Origin of the sequence: Streptosporangium sp. G11 (genome assembly GCF_051192615.1) — a bacterium.
In the GTDB taxonomy this organism is placed as follows: Bacteria; Actinomycetota; Actinomycetes; order Streptosporangiales; family Streptosporangiaceae; genus Streptosporangium.
Genome location: NZ_JBPJUQ010000001.1, coordinates 107,876 through 122,597 on the forward strand (window position 1 = coordinate 107,876; position 14,722 = coordinate 122,597).

Annotated in this window: 14 protein-coding genes; 8 read left to right on the plus strand and 6 right to left on the minus strand. The window is 69.0% G+C overall.

Going from position 1 to position 14,722, the window contains the following annotated elements:
• Nucleotides 1-60: 60 nt before the first annotated feature.
• The 3 genes from ACSDR0_RS00535 (at nucleotide 61) to ACSDR0_RS00545 (ending at nucleotide 2,084) form a co-directional block, all read left to right on the plus strand.
• Complete coding sequence (locus tag ACSDR0_RS00535) at nucleotides 61-444, plus strand: PASTA domain-containing protein (RefSeq protein ID WP_435286675.1); 384 nt, start codon at nucleotides 61-63, stop codon at nucleotides 442-444.
• 188 nt (nucleotides 445-632) lie between these two features.
• Entirely contained in the window at nucleotides 633-1,406 is a 774-nt protein-coding gene (locus tag ACSDR0_RS00540; RefSeq protein WP_435286676.1) for a neutral zinc metallopeptidase, read from the plus strand.
• Nucleotides 1,407-1,637: 231 nt separating this feature from the next.
• Nucleotides 1,638-2,084, plus strand: a complete 447-nt coding sequence (locus ACSDR0_RS00545; protein ID WP_435286677.1) for a hypothetical protein — start codon at nucleotides 1,638-1,640, stop codon at nucleotides 2,082-2,084.
• Between the two features lie 227 nt (nucleotides 2,085-2,311).
• Here ACSDR0_RS00545 and ACSDR0_RS00550 read toward each other — a convergent pair whose 3' ends face one another.
• On the minus strand, nucleotides 2,312-3,115 hold the full coding sequence (locus tag ACSDR0_RS00550) for an ankyrin repeat domain-containing protein (RefSeq protein WP_435286975.1): 804 nt from the start codon (nucleotides 3,113-3,115) through the stop codon (nucleotides 2,312-2,314).
• Between the two features lie 394 nt (nucleotides 3,116-3,509).
• Between ACSDR0_RS00550 and ACSDR0_RS00555 the strand changes: the two genes are divergently transcribed.
• Nucleotides 3,510-4,502: a helix-turn-helix domain-containing protein gene (locus ACSDR0_RS00555; RefSeq protein ID WP_435286678.1), complete on the plus strand. Its 993-nt coding sequence runs from the start codon at nucleotides 3,510-3,512 to the stop codon at nucleotides 4,500-4,502.
• A gap of 166 nt (nucleotides 4,503-4,668) precedes the next feature.
• Here the strand turns inward: ACSDR0_RS00555 and ACSDR0_RS00560 are convergent, their stop codons facing one another.
• Nucleotides 4,669-5,310, minus strand: a complete 642-nt coding sequence (locus ACSDR0_RS00560; protein ID WP_435286679.1) for a class I SAM-dependent methyltransferase — start codon at nucleotides 5,308-5,310, stop codon at nucleotides 4,669-4,671.
• Between the two features lie 278 nt (nucleotides 5,311-5,588).
• On the opposite strand from ACSDR0_RS00560, the gene ACSDR0_RS00565 reads away from it, so the two are divergent.
• Nucleotides 5,589-6,212, plus strand: a complete 624-nt coding sequence (locus tag ACSDR0_RS00565) for a histidine phosphatase family protein (protein WP_435286680.1) — start codon at nucleotides 5,589-5,591, stop codon at nucleotides 6,210-6,212.
• A 242-nt stretch (nucleotides 6,213-6,454) separates the two neighbouring features.
• Entirely contained in the window at nucleotides 6,455-6,790 is a 336-nt protein-coding gene (locus ACSDR0_RS00570) for an SCO4225 family membrane protein (RefSeq protein WP_435286681.1), read from the plus strand.
• Between the two features lie 57 nt (nucleotides 6,791-6,847).
• Here ACSDR0_RS00570 and ACSDR0_RS00575 read toward each other — a convergent pair whose 3' ends face one another.
• From ACSDR0_RS00575 to ACSDR0_RS00590, 4 genes are all read right to left on the minus strand, one after another.
• A complete protein-coding gene (locus tag ACSDR0_RS00575; RefSeq protein ID WP_435286682.1) occupies nucleotides 6,848-8,665 on the minus strand; it encodes an adenylyl cyclase in 1,818 nt (605 codons plus the stop codon).
• 327 nt (nucleotides 8,666-8,992) lie between these two features.
• Complete coding sequence (locus tag ACSDR0_RS00580; protein WP_435286976.1) at nucleotides 8,993-9,382, minus strand: TIGR03668 family PPOX class F420-dependent oxidoreductase; 390 nt, start codon at nucleotides 9,380-9,382, stop codon at nucleotides 8,993-8,995.
• A gap of 286 nt (nucleotides 9,383-9,668) precedes the next feature.
• Nucleotides 9,669-11,882, minus strand: a complete 2,214-nt coding sequence (locus tag ACSDR0_RS00585) for a family 2 encapsulin nanocompartment cargo protein terpene cyclase (RefSeq protein WP_435286683.1) — start codon at nucleotides 11,880-11,882, stop codon at nucleotides 9,669-9,671.
• 230 nt (nucleotides 11,883-12,112) lie between these two features.
• Entirely contained in the window at nucleotides 12,113-12,289 is a 177-nt protein-coding gene (locus ACSDR0_RS00590; RefSeq protein WP_435286684.1) for a hypothetical protein, read from the minus strand.
• 380 nt (nucleotides 12,290-12,669) lie between these two features.
• On the opposite strand from ACSDR0_RS00590, the gene ACSDR0_RS00595 reads away from it, so the two are divergent.
• A complete protein-coding gene (locus ACSDR0_RS00595) occupies nucleotides 12,670-13,500 on the plus strand; it encodes a hypothetical protein (protein WP_435286685.1) in 831 nt (276 codons plus the stop codon).
• On the plus strand, nucleotides 13,487-14,671 hold the full coding sequence (locus tag ACSDR0_RS00600) for a helix-turn-helix domain-containing protein (RefSeq protein WP_435286686.1): 1,185 nt from the start codon (nucleotides 13,487-13,489) through the stop codon (nucleotides 14,669-14,671). Before ACSDR0_RS00595 ends, ACSDR0_RS00600 begins: the two co-directional genes overlap by 14 nt.
• The last annotated feature ends 51 nt before the right edge of the window (nucleotides 14,672-14,722 follow it).

Consider the following 14,722-nt stretch of genomic DNA (forward strand, 5'->3'; position numbering starts at 1 on the left):
CCTACCCGTCCGCCACAGCACAGGAGCGCCCGCATGAGAATCATCAGCTCGATCGCCGCCGTGTTCGTCGCTCTCGCCGGGTGCGGGACGGGTGCGGAAACCGCAGCGCCCGTTGTAACCGTCACCGCGTCGCCGCCCGCGGAAAAGACCTCCGAGCCGAGCGAGCAGGACGACCAGGAGCCCACTCCCACCCCGGCCGAGGAGAAGGAAGAGGCGGCGGAGAAGAAGGTCCTGCCGAACGTCGTCGGGATGAACCTGCAGGAAGGGCAGGACACCATGCAGGCCGCCGGGTTCTACATCCTGAACGACAAGGACGCCACCGGGCAGAACCGCTTCCAGGTGTCCGACCGCAACTGGGTGGTGACCAAGCAGACGCCCGCCGCCGGGCGAAAGGTGACGGTCGATACGCTGATCACCTTGTATGCGAAAAAGATCGGTGAGTAAGGCTGAACCTCACGCCGCCCCTGCCCTTTCCGGGCGGGGGCTTTCTGCTGTTCCATGCCGTCCTGTTATGGCCGGTAACCCGTGAGGTGTCTGATGCGATCGCTGATCGTCGGTTCCGCCTCCGGCGAGGGGAGCCGGGGCCAGTCACCCCATTTTGCCGGATCTTTCCCTCTCACTAAGTTGATCTCATGCGCGCCTTCCCCTCGGCGGTGCTCTCCGGCGTGCTGGCGAGCCTCCTCCTCACTGGCACAGCCGCAGCCGGCACCCACCAGCTCCGACCGATCCCCACAGGCGCAGCCGCCCTCACGGCCAACCCGATCTACAAAACCGGCGAACTGAAATCGGCTACCTGTCCGGAGCGGCCAGTTCGCGACGGTGACTTCAAAGGAGCCACCAACTACCTCAACAGCGTCCTCCGCTGCCTCAACACCGGTTGGAAGCGCCAGTTCGCAGCAGCGAAACTGCCTTTCGCCGTGGCGAAGCTGCGGACCATACGCCGCTCCGGCATGAAAACCGGCTGCAGAACGTTCCCCAGGGACGCCCAGGCGATCTACTGCTCGAAGGACAAGACCATCGTCTTTCAGCTCGACAAGAACGTCCTCACCGGCACGAGCGACCTGTTTCTGCTCGAGGCCATGGCCCACGAGTATGGCCACCACGTTCAGCAACTCTCCGGAATCATGACTACCTTCGACTCGCGCAGGTACCGCACCGAGCAGGACTACAACGCCGCCTCGCGCCGCCTCGAACTGCAGGCCGACTGTCTGAGCGGTGCTTTCATCGGCAGCGTCTGGTCCTCCCTGAAGCGACCGGAGTCGGACTTCGCCTACCTGCGGCGCATCGCGACGAATTCCCCGACCCATGGCAAGGCCGCGAACTACTCCTACTGGCTGAACCGCGGCTTCCGGGCCAAGGGACCTGGCGCCTGTAATACCTTCGCCGCCAGGTCCAGGGTGTCTTGACCGCTGCCCGCTTCGGGCGACGAGGCCACTGGGGCAGCCTCACGGTTGCCCTGCCACCAGGGGGCCATGACAGCTCGAAGAAGGCAGTGGGCTGTGGCTCGACACCAGGTCTTTATACGGAGCAGTGGCTCGACACCGGGTTTTTATCAGGTGGCATCGTCTTCCGCACCTACGAGATCATGCTCTCGCAGACGATGGGTGCGGGCGGAGATCGCGCAACGGGGAGACCAGGTGGATTGGGGAAACATTCCGCATGACCCGCAGGGGTGTGCCGACCAGGTCGACGCCGCCTTCGAGCGAGGCGATCCTCTGGTCGGGGTGGCCGTGCTCGGATTGTCCCTGTGTCATGACGACGCCGAGGTCATCGCTCCCCGGGCTCGTAGAGCCATCGCCTCCGGTGAGAGGCAGCTTCGCTGCCAGGGGTTGACCGCCGTTTCGCACATGGTCCGCCGTACCGGTGAGATCGACGATGTGACGCTGGAGACTCTCCGGCCGCTTCTGCGTGACCCGAACCCTGTGGTTCGCGAACATGCGGGCAGCATCGTCGCCGATGTGTGGATCTTCGTTCCGCATCCCCGCCTACCGGGTTGGTTGAGCAGGCGACAAAGGCTACAGAGCGTCAAATGGTGGTTCGTGATGGGGTGGACCGACATCAGCCTGTACTTCCGCCGCCCTTGATCGGACGCCCCCTGCCGTTGATCTCACGAAAAGCGCTCTTCGAGATCCGGAACACGTGCGGATTGACCTCCGTCCTCCAACGAGGAGCGCCTGATTCGCCGACAGGCCAACGTACCGCCACACCGAAAAGCGGCGCTCCGCCTCTCATCCGGCGGTCGCGGGCATCCCATCCGCCTAGGGCGTCAAGTCCGTCATGCGGTCCGCGGGCGTGGGATCAGTCCGGTGCGTCACGTCGTCGATTCCCGGCCCTGGGAGCGCTGTGGGCGGTTGGCGTAGCCGGCCGTCCAGGTCTCCAGGAGGCGGATGATCTCGGCGTGGCCGGTGCCAAGCCGTGACTCCGAGCGGAGGCCGCCCGTGTTGTCACGCACTTCGGCCACGATCCGCACATCGCCCCCTTCGGACTCCTCGCGACGGACGGTGATCCGCGCTCCCTGTGGGGCGTGTTCCGTGGCCCGCGCGAGCACCTCCGCCTCGATGTCACAACCGGCATAGCGCCGGGCGAGATCGAGGGGGCTCCGGCCCTGGCCGTCGGCCGACACGGGGTTCGCCCCATGGTCGAGCAGGGTCCTGACCACGGCCGTCGCACCGCGCTCGGCGGCGTGGGACAGGGGGGTGCGCCCGGCGGAATCATCGAGGTCGGGGTCGGCGCCCCGGCCGAGCAGCGTTCTCATGACGGCCAGGTGCTCGTTCGACGCCGCCCAGTGCAGGGCCGTCATCGCGGTCCTTTCGATGTCCTCTCGCCGGTCGGGATCGGCGTCGGCGTCGAGCAGCGCGACAACAATCTCGACGTGCCCCCAGCATGCGGCGGCGCACAGGGGCAACCCTTCGCTGTCGCCCCCGCTCTCCCGATCGGGATCGGCGCCGGCCGCCAGCAACATCCGCACGATGCCCGCGTCTCCCTGTACGGCGGCCCGATAGAGGGCCGTGCTGCCGTCCTCGTTGGGCTCATCCGGGTGCACAGCGCCGTCCAGCAGCCTCCTGACCTCCTCGACCTTCCTGATCGTCGCCGCCGACACCAGGTCGTCTTCCATCACGCGGTTCAGTCTGTACGGCGGTGACCTGGTGATCCACCGGTTTTCGCGGGCGGAAGGCCTCGCCGGCGGCCTGAGCAAGGTCATCGGCGGGCCGCGTCCGGCTGCGACACCAGGGCCTGCGCCTGGTGGCCGGGCGCTTCCTCGACCAGCGGGAGCCCGCGAAACCGTTCTTCGCGAAAGAGCGCCCGCAGCCGCTCAGCCCGGCCCGCCGCGTTGCGTTTCGCCGGCGCCCGCCGCGCGCGAGCCGGCCTGAAGCCGCCGTGACCCCTCGACGCAAGTGGCGAACCTACCCCTTTCAGGTTGTTTGCGGTCAATACAGCTGGTTTGGAATGATCAAGATGAGTTGAGTTGACTGAATCCGTCAACGGATTTCTGACAGAGGGAGAAACCGGTGAAGACAGTGATCCACACGGGGAATCTGCCGGTGGAAGAGCGGTTCGATTCCTGGCTCGATCACATGTTCCGGCAGGTGGTGGCTCCCATGATGATCACCTGTGACGATCCCGAGGGCTTCCAGGGAAGCATTGAATCGATAGATCTGGGCGCCGTCCACGTTTCCGCGGTGGAGGCCTCCCCCTGCGAGGCGTACCGGACACCTCAGATGATCCGTCAGTCCGATCCCGAACTGTTCCAGCTCGCGTTCAACCTGCGCGGAGAGACCTCGATAACGCAGGACCGCAGATGCGCTCTGTCGCAGCCGTCGGACATGGTGCTCTACCACACCTCGCGCCCCCACCGGATACGGACAGGGTTCGACGAGGGTGCCACCCGCGGCGTGATGGTGGTGTTTCCCGCCACGCTGCTGCCGCTGCCCCCGCACAAGGTGGAGCGGCTCACCGCCACGTCACTGTCAGGCCGTGAGGGAGTCGGCGCACTGGTGTCGGGATTCCTCACCCGTCTGATCAACGGCACCGACCAGTACGGGACATCCGATCGCTCACACCTCGGGACCGTTCTGGCCGATCTGCTCACCGCACTGCTCGCCCACCACCTCGACGCCGACGCGACCCTGCGGCCCACCACCCGCCAGCGCGTCCTTCTGCTGCGGGTCCACGCCTTCATCCAGCGGCACCTGGCCGACCCGCGCCTGTCCCCGGCCACGGTCGCCGCCGCCCACGGCGTCTCCGTCCGCACCCTGCACCGTCTCTTCCAGACCCAGGACGCCACCGTCGCCGAATGGATCCGCACCCAGCGGCTGGAACGCTGCCGACGAGACCTCTCCGACCCCGCCCTCGGCGACCGGCCGATCCACGCCATCGCGGCCCGGTGGAGCTTCCCCGTCGCCGCGCACTTCACCCGCACCTTCACCGCCGCCTACGGAGTCAACCCTCAGGAGTATCGGCGTCGGCACCGGTCCGGCCACTCACTCCATTGGCACGCGTAGCCAACGAGTTCTTCCCGGACACCGACCCCGCCCGCCGGAGAGGGCGGGGTTTGTCATTCCGCCCGGAGATTTCTCCCTCTTCACCGCACGCCCCTCTTTCCCGAACCGCGCCGTGCCGACCCTCCGCGAGCCCGAGCCACCCGGTGGTCTCACCGACCGCTCGCGGTCAACGGTCCGCGTGGCCGGGTTTCCGGGCCGCGAGCCGTTCGATGATGCCGAGTTTGAAGCGCTCGTGACGCTCGACGGTGAATCCCATCGCGCGTACCTCGCGCACCGGCCTGCGGCGATAGTGCTCCCCGGACAGCGGCACGGTGACCGCGTCCACCAGCCCCTGCAGCATCCGGACCGGCCACGCCGACGATGCCACGTGATCGGCCAGGAGCAGCAACCCGCCCGGTCGCAGGACCCGTGCCATCTCGGCGAGCGCCACCCGCTCGTCGGGGAACCCGCACATCGCGAACGTGCACACGACCGTGTCGAAGCTCCCGTCGGCGAAGCGCAGCGCCCGCACGTCACCTTGCCGCAGGTCGACCGCCCGGCCGAGGTCGTCGGCGTGACGCCGGGCCATCGCCAGCATCGGGGCGCTCCACTCCACGCCGGTGAGCCGCACGTCGTCGGGATAGTGGGCAAGGTTCAGACCGGTGCCGACGGCCACCTCCAACGCGTCGCCGACCGCCTGCCCGCACAGCCAGGGACGGGTGTCGGCGAAGAAACGGCGCTCGGCGAGCGCCATCCGCCGGTCGTAGGATTCGGCCTGCCGATCCCAGTAGCGGCGCAATCGTCTGTCCCGTGGGGAAAAGTCCGACACCCGATCACCATAGCCCTCCCCGTGGAGCACGGGCGGCGACGTCCGGCCCGGCATGCGGGCGTACCACGAGGAGCCGCTCGGACCGGTGGCCGGTGACGCCGAGGGATGGCAGAGTCCCAGAACAGAGTCCCAGGTCGGCGAAGACCGTCAGCGACCCAAGCCACCCAGAGAACCGACCTCTGTCAAGAAAATCGCGGGAGACGGTATAAGGGTCCGAGGCGCGTCCGGCGCGGCGACGCGCCTCACACGAACACGGTCGCTGACAGGAGCACCCGGACATGGCCGGAACGGCTACCCGCTATCTGTATCTCACCCGGCACGGCGAGGCCTCGCCGGTTGAGAGCGAGCTGACGGAGAACGGCCGCCGGCAGGCCGTGCTGCTCGGCAGGCGGCTTCGGGGCGTTCCCGTCTCGGTGATCCACCACGGCCCGCTGCCCAGGGCCGGCCAGACCGCACGGCTGATCGGCGAGCAGCTGGACGGCGTCCCCCTGCGCGTCTCGGAGGCCGCCGGAGACTACATCCCCTACACGCCGAGGAGAGCGGAACTGCCGCCCGAGTCGGCCGACCACCTGCTCCGCTTCCTCGACCTGTTTCCGGTGGAGGAGCGCGAGCGCGGCGAGACGCTGGCCGGTGAGGCTCTGGACCTGCTGACGGGCCCGGTGGAGGGTGACGAGGACCGCCACGAGCTGGTCGTCACCCACAACTTCCTGGCCGGTTGGCTCGTGCGGGCCGCGCAGGACGCCCCGCAGTGGCGGTGGCTGGCGCTCAACCACTGCAACGCGGCGCTGACGGTCATCCGGTACGCGCCCGGCCGCCCCTCCGCCCTCCTCTTCTTCAACGACATGAGCCACCTGCCCGCCGAGCTGCGCTGGACCGGCTTCCCCGCCGAGCCACGCGTGTGAGACGCGGCCCGGGCGTGGTGGTAGCCGCGATCCAAGCCGCTCGGACGTGGTGGCAGCCGTGATCCGAACCACCCGGACGTGGCGATGAACGGTCCGAACCACCCGGACGTGGTGGCGGACGGTCCAAACCACCCGGACGTGGAAACGGACGGCCCGAACCACCGCTTTTGAGTATTCGTACTGGTATGGAGCAGGTATTCGTACCGGGACTTCGGCGGCGCCCCTGGGGCAGAGTCGCAGTCATGAGATCAGTTCGCAGCGTGTTCCGCTCTGTCTCCCGGTACAGACGGGGCACTCTCGCCTTCGTCATCAGCGGCGTCTATGTTCTGCTCGTCATCGCCGCGCGCGTCGTCGTCGAGGTCGGCATGCGCCAGCCGGACGACCAGGGCCTGTCGGCGGTCATGTTGATCCTGGTGACCCTGCCGCTCTCGTGGCTGGTGATGATGATCCCCGGGGAGGCCCTTCCCGACGGCACCCACCTGCTGCTGCTCACCACCGCCGGGCTGATGCAGGCCTCGCTCCTGTGGTTCCTGCTGCGCGGCCGGAGGAAGGACGTGTCCTCGCCGGAGGAGAAATGACGTGCGCCGGCCCGGAGGACCCCGGGCCGGCGCGTCGCCTTGGTGGATCAGGTCAGGTCAGGGGTAGCTGACGACGTTGCTCGTCCCGTACGAACCGACGACGGGGGTGCCCGCCTCGTTGATCGTCCGCTCGATGCCGCCGCTGCCGTTGAGGAAGACCGTGACCATGTTGTGGAACTTGGCGCCGGGCGTCTTCGGGACCTCGATGCCGCGGTCCGCGCGGATGTCCACGCCCTGGTTGAAGTAGGAGTAGACGCCCATGCCCCACGCCTCGTGGTTCCGCACCCTGCGGTCGACCTTGTACGAGGCCCAGCCCTTGCCGGTCGGGCTGTTCCAGGCGGCCTGGCTCGGCGGGTCGTAGGGGATCTCGCTCTGGTAGAAGATCGTCCGGCCTCTCTCGCCGTTCCAGATCGTCTGGTACTTCTGGTAGTGCTCGACGAACAGGCCGTACGCCGTCACGTCGTCACCGTTGACCACGACGCCCGTGTCGGCCGTGTTCTGCGTCCAGCCGATGCCGTTGCCGTGGTCGCCGCGCCAGGCCCAGATGTTGTCGATGATCGTGTCGTCGCTGTTGAGCACGAGGCTCGTCTTCGCCTTGCCCACCCACGGTCCGCCGATGCGGAAGAAGACGTCCTGCAGCGAGATCGGGTTCCTGGAGTGGTCCCTGTGGCTGTGACGGTCACCGACCTCGACGAGCGTCTCGGACTCGCGGCGCCCGGCGTCGACGAGCACGCCCGCGATCCGGACGCCGTCGACGTCCTCGATCCGCAGTGCCGCGTCGCCGGTGTCGGGGGCCAGGCTCGGCATGCCCAGGCCGAGCACGACCGTGTTCTTGTGCTTGACGCGCAGTGCCCGGTCGAGGTGGTAGACGCCCGGGGTGAGCAGGAGGTGCTTGCCGCGCGACAGCTGGTGGTTGATCTTGGACGCGCTGTCGGTCGGCTTCGCGATGAAGAAGTCGCGGATCGGCAGCGACGACCCCTGCTGCTGCTGGCCGTCGGCCCAGGTCGTGCCCGAGGTGTTGTGGCGCAGGGCCGGGACGAAGACCCGGTAGGCGCCCGCGTCGTCGACGTACAGGAAGGGCTTCTCCCGCGTCACGGGACTGGTGGGCAGCGTCGTGTAGGGCGGGTTCGGGAAGCCCTCCGCGGGGGCGCCCACCACGCCGGAGAACACCTGGTTCCAGACACCGTTGGTCCACACGTCGCCGAGCACGCTGTCGCGCGTCAGCCACTGCTGCTGCGAGCCGTTGATCGTGACCCCGTCGATCTTCGAGTCGGCGATGTACCCGCCGCTGGAGAATCCGGCGTTCCCGGGCTCCAGCCAGAGGGTGCCGCGGATGTGGACCCGTCGCATCGGGGACGCCTGCGACACCGCCCACTGGTTCGACCAGTCGGTCGGCGTCACGGACAGGTTCTCGGCGGAGCGCCAGAAGTTGGTGAGGGCGGAGATGCCCGCCTCGGAGTTCGGGTCGGGCTGGCCGACGACGCGCACCGCGCCGTTGATGTCGACGTCGTCGGGCGACTGGCCGAGCCCGGCGACGGTGGTGTAGTAGCCGAGCTTCGCGTTGACGTCGTAGCGGCCGGGCTTGAACAGCACCGCGTACCGGTTCGTGCCCATTTCATTGTTCTCTTGCTGAGCGAAGAGCTCGTCGAGCTTGGCCTGGATCTGGGTGGCGGGTGTCGACGGGTCGTACACGAAGACGTTGGGCCCGAAATCCGGTGCCCCACCCGGATTCGCGGCGGCGGGGCTCGCCACGGACACCAGCCCCGTGGCGGTGAGCGCCGCCACCGAGGTGGTCAGCGCGAGGAGACGGACTAAGGAGATGCCTCTGCGTACGCGCGACTTCGCACGCACATCCTGGTCACGGGCTGTTCTCATCGACCTGCCTATCGAGAACGGACGGCGTGACGTCACCGGGATGCGAGAGAGCGCTCTCTCGCCGCCGCCTGGCTTACGTCAAGCCTTAAACGAAGGGGTGTCGTATTTCTATACGGTTAACCACGCCTCGCGCTACGGCAGCGAGGCACCTTTGTTGGCCCGTTCCCGATCTGGACGGCGAACGGGCGTGAAGGGGACCGGCGGTCCGCGGAATCCCCGCAGGTACCGGCGAACACGCGTGAAGGTAGCCACCGGTTCGTGAAGGCCCCCGCCGCTCGGAGTCCTTCACGAACCGGCGCCTCCCTTTTCGCGCGGCCGATCCGTCCGTCAGTTCCCGGAGTACGACCACCCGGACCAGCGGGTGACCTCGATCACGATCACCGGGCCCTCGGGGGAGCGCTCCCAGTACTGGGGGTATTTCCCGGCGAGCGCCGTTATGGCCGCGGCCCGCGTGGCACCGGCATCCAGGACGGCCGCCTCGCCGTCGGCGCGCACCCACCACAGCCGGGTCCAGTCGTCGTCGTAGTGATCGGCGAGGACGCACACCCGGGCGTTCTCCCGGATGTTGCGCAGGCGCCGCAGGTCGGTCGTGGTCTTCGGCTTGTGGTCGACGGCGATCACCACTCGGTCACCGTCCACGGCGAACGTGACCGGCACCAGATGCGGGGTCCCGTCACCACTCACCGTGGCCAGCCGCGCGACGCGTTCGCCCGTCATCCTCCGCCTGGCCTCGTCGCCTCTCACCACAAATCATCCCTAACCAGAACAGGCCTCACTAGAACATGTCTCGCCAGATCGCGTCGAACCGGGAAGGGAATCCACTCACGCGATCCCGCTTCCCGCCCGGTTCGCCCGAGGCTCGGGCGATCTCGCTCTCCTGCCCGGTTCGCCCGCACCCCACACGCCCGCCCGGTTCGCCGGCGACCCACACCGTCCCGCTCTCGCCCGGTTCGCGGGAGACCGGGCACGGTGGCCCGTCCCCGGCCACCGGCGGGCGTGTCGTTCAGCGCCCGCCGATGTGGGCGGCGAGGGTCCCCAGCCCGGTGGGGCCGCCGACCGGGCGGGTCGTCGCGGGCGGGTGGTTCAGCTCGGACTCGTCGTAGCGGCGGGTCCTCATGTGCCACAGCAGCACACCGGCCATCCACTCCTGCAGCTCCCTCACGTATCCGTCGAGCGTCTTCCTGCCCTCCCCGTCGAGGTCGAAGTCGTCGTGGAGAGCCGGGATCTCGGTGGCGACGATGTGCTCGAACTGTCGCATCCTGGACGTCATCAGGTCGTTGACGATGTCGGCGGCCTGTTGCGGGTCGCAGTCGAGGAATTTTTGGACCACCAGGACGCAGTTGTGCAGCTCGCCCTCGAACTGAATCTCCTTCTGGTACGAGAAGAGGTCGTTGACCAGGCAGGCGTAGTCGGCGGCCGAGTCGTCCAGCCCGCGCATCGTCCGGGTGTCGTAGATCTCGGGCGGCACCGCCCGGCCGTGGGCCAGTCGCGACAGGCTCATCGTGAGGTCGGAGCCGAAGGTCTTGCGGCGCATCTCGATGTAGTCGACCGGGTCGGGGACCCGGTTCTGGATGTGGTTGGCCAGCTCCCACAGCCAGCTCCCCGTCATGTCCTCGACGGCCCGGCGGAACGTGGCGCGCGCGGCCTCCGGCATCGGGGTCGCCGTACGGAACCACAGGTCGGCCAGGCCCCGCTCGATCGGGTTCGTCGGCGTTGGGGTGGCGGAGAGGTCGAGCGGCATGAACGCCGGCAGCCGCTCGTTGAACGCCTTCGCGCCGGCCATGTCGCGGCGGGACCCGAACACGACCGGGAAGTAGTCGTCGGCGTAGGTTCCCCAGGTGAGCCAGAACGTCGAGATGTCCAGCTCAGGACCGGGGGCGTCCGGGTTGATCGCCCCGGCGCAGATGGCGAAGTCGTAGGTGTCGAGCTTGTGCTCGGTCCAGACGGCCAGCCCGGGAAGGCCCGGCAGCTGCTCGAACATCCCCATCTCGCGCGCCCATTCGACGGCGTTGCGGCGGGAGCCGTCGAGGTTGGGGTTCATCCGGGCGGTGTACGGCATGTAGATCTCGGGCAGCGGCAGCGGTCCCACCTGCTTGAAAGGGACGTGGGTGTGGCTTCTGACGCCCCCCGGGCCCGTGATGCCGGGCGCCAGCCTGATACGCGCCGCCGAGACGCCCAGGCCCGTGGGCCCGCCGAGAAGGGCCGTGGCCACCGGGGCGGACCGCGAGGCTCCGTTCATGTAGCGGCTGGAGCGCATGTGCCACTCGTGACCGCCCGACTGCCAGTCCTGGAGTCCCTTGACGTACGCGAGGACGTCGAGGCGCGACTTCAGGTCCAGGCCGTGCTCCTCGAAGAGCGGGGGCAGCTCGGTGAGGACGGTGTTCTCGAACTGGTGCAGCCGGGAGGTGATCAGATCGTTGACGGCGTCGGCGGCCCGCTGGGTGTCGTAGCCCAGGAAGCGCTCGAAGACCAGGACGCCGTTGCTGAGCTCGCCCTCGTCACCGACCTCCCGCTCGTAGGAGAAGAGGTCGTTGCGCAGGTGCACCCCGTCGGAGAAGGTGTCTCTCAGCACGCGCATCGGCCTGCTCGCGGCGACGGCGGCCGGGACCTCGGCGCCCGCGGCGTGCTCGACCAGATTGGCCGACCAGGGGGCGCCGCCGACCTTGCGCCGCATCTCGATGTATTCGATCGGGTTGGCGACGCGCCCCGCGTTGATGTTGGCGAGCTCCCACAGGGACTCGTCGAGGAGGTTCCGGGTGCTCTCGACGAACCGGGCCCGCCAGTCGGCGGACATCGCCGGAATCGTCCGGGCCCACAGGTCGGCCAGACCGCGCTCCACCGGGTTCTCCGGCTCGGGGGGAGGCCCGGTGGGATGCACCGGCATGAAGGCAGCCAGCCTGTCGAGATACCGCTTGGCTCCGGTCAGGTCGCCGCTGCGTTTGAAGGTCTCCAGGAAGTGGTCGTCGAAGAAGAACACCCACACGTACCAGTCGGTGATGAGATCGAGCTCGGAGGCGGGGGCGTCGGGGTGGGTGTAGGCGCACAGGAGGCCGTAGTCCATGGCGTCGAGCTTGTGCTCGTCCCAGATGCCGAGGCCGGGGTCGAGAATGCCCATGTCGTACGCCCAGGCCCTGGTGTGCTCTCGCGCGGTCTCCACGTGGGGGTTCAGCCTGGCCGGATACGGCAGATAGAAGTCAGGGAGCTCGAAGGGTTGCATGTTCTGTCCTTCCATATCTGACTTCGACGCTTTCGAGAACGCCCTGGGCATCGGACGCCGGGACCGCGACGGAGTAGCGGGTGGGCGGATCGACGAGACGGTCTGCCCTCCGGAAGTCTCGCCAGCCAGAACGTTACGCAATGACCACGGAGAGTGAAAGTGGTTACCACGAATACCCCATGCCGCACTCCGGCCCCACCCGGGGGCCGGAGCCGGATCCGGGTGAGGCTCTAGGGCGTCCCGGCCAGGACGGGGCGTCGCACTCCGGCCGCGAGGTCGCGGAGCACGTCGGCGAACGCGAGCGCCTGCTCCGGTGTCATGCGGGGCTCGGTGCCGACGTAGAAGACCACGATGTCGCCACTCGGGGACGTCGTGGCCGCGAACGGGAGAGACGGGGAAATGACCATGATGGATTCATCATCACCTGTCCCACCGACAGTTCGCAGTTCCTTTATGCCCGGCAAGCGCTTCCCGCGGAGATCGGCGACGCCCCGCGCCCGGCTCGGCCGCGGTCCCACCTCGGAACTCATCGTCACAGGCCGCGGCACGAGAGACGCGCAACATCAACTAGAGCCTTCGCGGGAGTATGATGCGCGGAAATGAAGTGTCGGCGACGATCGCCCGACACGGAGCGAAGTGGGAGCGGAGGTCGCCGATGGGCGCGGGGTCGTCGTTGTCACACCGGGAAGGACCGGGCCGGGCGGGGTCGGACCAGGTGCCGGACCAGGTGCCGGACCCGGCGTCGGGTCGCGGGACGGACCAGGTGTCCGGCCCGGGGACGGGCCGGGTGTCGAGCTGGGCGGCCGAGCGGTTCGGCGACCGCGCCGATGTCGTGCGGCGGCAGCTGGCCGCGTCGCTGCTGGAGGCGATGGGCAACGCGCAGGACGCGCAGAGTTCCGGGCACAGCGACAAGCGATACACCTACGGCTTCACCATGATGGCCAGGCGCTACGAGGCGCTCGCCGAGGGGCTGCGCGACGAACCCGGTTTCCAGCTGGTCAGGCCGCACGGCTCACCGCACCACCTGGTGGTCCTGGGCGGCAACCTGCTGCTGCCCTTCCGCTACGCCGAGGACGACCGTACGCCGATCTCCGAGGCCCGCGTCAGCGACGGCCGCATCTCCTCGCTGATCCGCGAGCTGTTCGACCGGTTCGGGCCGGCGACCTCCTATCGCCAGGAGGAGCTGGACCTGGCGCTCGGGCAGGAGTCCGCCCAGGAGGAGCTGGACCTGTCCGCCGAGGCGGACGGGCCGTCCACGGTGCGCCCCGCGCTCACCGGGCTGCCCGGCGAGACCCGGCTGATCCCCGTCGCCTACGCGGGCAACGCGCAGGCCGGCCTGCTGCGGCTCTACTGGGGCGAGGCGGAGCTCATCGACGAGTTCGGCAGGATCCGGTGGCTGCACCACGAGCCGATCCCGCTGCCCGCCACCTCCCCCGGCGCCGTCCGCGGCCTGTGGGCGGCGGAGCCCGGTGCCGCGTCGCGCTTCGACGACGGTCTCGTACCCGCCCTCGCGTTGAGCACGAGGTCTCCGGCCGAGCGGAAGAGTGGCAAGATCTTCCCAGTAAGCAGCGAGGCACCCGAGGAAACCGTGGTCACCGGCGACAATGAGCAACCGTAACCAGACCCCTCTGTTCGGCGCTCCCGGCGTCTCCGGGAGTGGCGGGCCGAGCCCGCAGGCCGTCGCCGACGCGTTCGACCAGGGGCGGCTGACCCAGGCGCGGCAGCTGGCGGGGATGACGAAGAAGGACCTGGCCGAGCGGATCGGCGTCACTCCCGCGGCGGTGGGGCAGTACGAGACGGGCATGACCCGTCCCCGGCCCGACCTCGTTCCCCACCTGGCCGACGCGCTCGGCGTACCACCGGCTTTCTTCCTGCTGGGCCGCCCGCACGGCAAGCTGGACGGGTCCATGGCGCATTTCAGGAGCCTGCGCTCCACCCGCGCGCACCAGCGGGCCAAGGCCGCGGCCTTCGTCGAGCAGGTGTGGGAGCTGGCCCACGCCCTGGAGAGGCAGGTCAGGCTGCCGCACGTCGCCCTTCCCGGCTTCTCCGGCGGCGAGGTCCACTCCGGCGTGGAGCTGCCCAGCGACCCCGCCCAGGCCGCCCGCGCCCTGCGGCGGCTCTGGGGGCTGGGCACCGGCCCGCTGTCCCACATCGTCCGGCACATGGAGGCCCACGGGATCGTCGTGGTCTTCCCGCCGCCCGACGAGGACGCCACCACGGTGGACGCCTTCTCCACCTCCCAGCTGCCCCGCCCGATCGTGGTGCTGACCGCCAACCGGTTCGACGACATCCACCGCTACCGCTTCACCGCCGCCCACGAGCTGGGCCACCTGGTGCTGCACGGCGACACCGCGTCAGGAGACACCCAGCAGGAGCGGGAGGCCGACGTCTTCGCCGCCGAGTTCCTCACCCCGCGCGACAGCATCCTGCCGGAGCTGCCCGGCCGCCTCGACCTGCGCAAACTGGTCGAGCTCAAGCACACCTGGGGCGTGTCGGTCGACTCCCTGCTGTACCGCTGCCGCGAGGTCGGTCTGATCTCCGATTCGGCGGCGAGCCGCGCCTACCAGCGGCTCAAGACGCTGCGCGACCAGCCGGGCTTCGCCGCCGAGCCGATCAGCGGCTACCCCGGCGAGCAGCCCGTGCTGCTGCGCCGGGCCTTCGACCTGGCCGTCTCCGAGACCGGTCTGACCATGACGCGGCTCGCCGCCCAGCTGGCCTGGCCCGTCTCCCGGGTGCGCGAGCTGCTCGACCTGCCCGACCACCGCCCGGCGCTGCGCCTGGTGCCCTGACCCGGCTCCGGCGGGCACCGGCCGCCGGTCCCGCCGGAGCGGGCCGACGCC

Bases quoted from the DNA above. Each gene is read 5' to 3' on its own strand.
- ACSDR0_RS00600 (WP_435286686.1), top strand. From the start codon at position 13,487: ATGAGCAACCGTAACCAGACCCCTCTGTTCGGCGCTCCCGGCGTCTCC.
- ACSDR0_RS00585 (WP_435286683.1), bottom strand. From the start codon at position 11,882: ATGCAACCCTTCGAGCTCCCTGACTTCTATCTGCCGTATCCGGCCAGG.
- ACSDR0_RS00540 (WP_435286676.1), top strand. From the start codon at position 633: ATGCGCGCCTTCCCCTCGGCGGTGCTCTCCGGCGTGCTGGCGAGCCTC.
- ACSDR0_RS00565 (WP_435286680.1), top strand. From the start codon at position 5,589: ATGGCCGGAACGGCTACCCGCTATCTGTATCTCACCCGGCACGGCGAG.
- ACSDR0_RS00580 (WP_435286976.1), bottom strand. From the start codon at position 9,382: ATGACGGGCGAACGCGTCGCGCGGCTGGCCACGGTGAGTGGTGACGGG.
- ACSDR0_RS00575 (WP_435286682.1), bottom strand. From the start codon at position 8,665: ATGAGAACAGCCCGTGACCAGGATGTGCGTGCGAAGTCGCGCGTACGC.
- ACSDR0_RS00590 (WP_435286684.1), bottom strand. From the start codon at position 12,289: ATGGTCATTTCCCCGTCTCTCCCGTTCGCGGCCACGACGTCCCCGAGT.
- ACSDR0_RS00550 (WP_435286975.1), bottom strand. From the start codon at position 3,115: ATGGAAGACGACCTGGTGTCGGCGGCGACGATCAGGAAGGTCGAGGAG.
- ACSDR0_RS00570 (WP_435286681.1), top strand. From the start codon at position 6,455: ATGAGATCAGTTCGCAGCGTGTTCCGCTCTGTCTCCCGGTACAGACGG.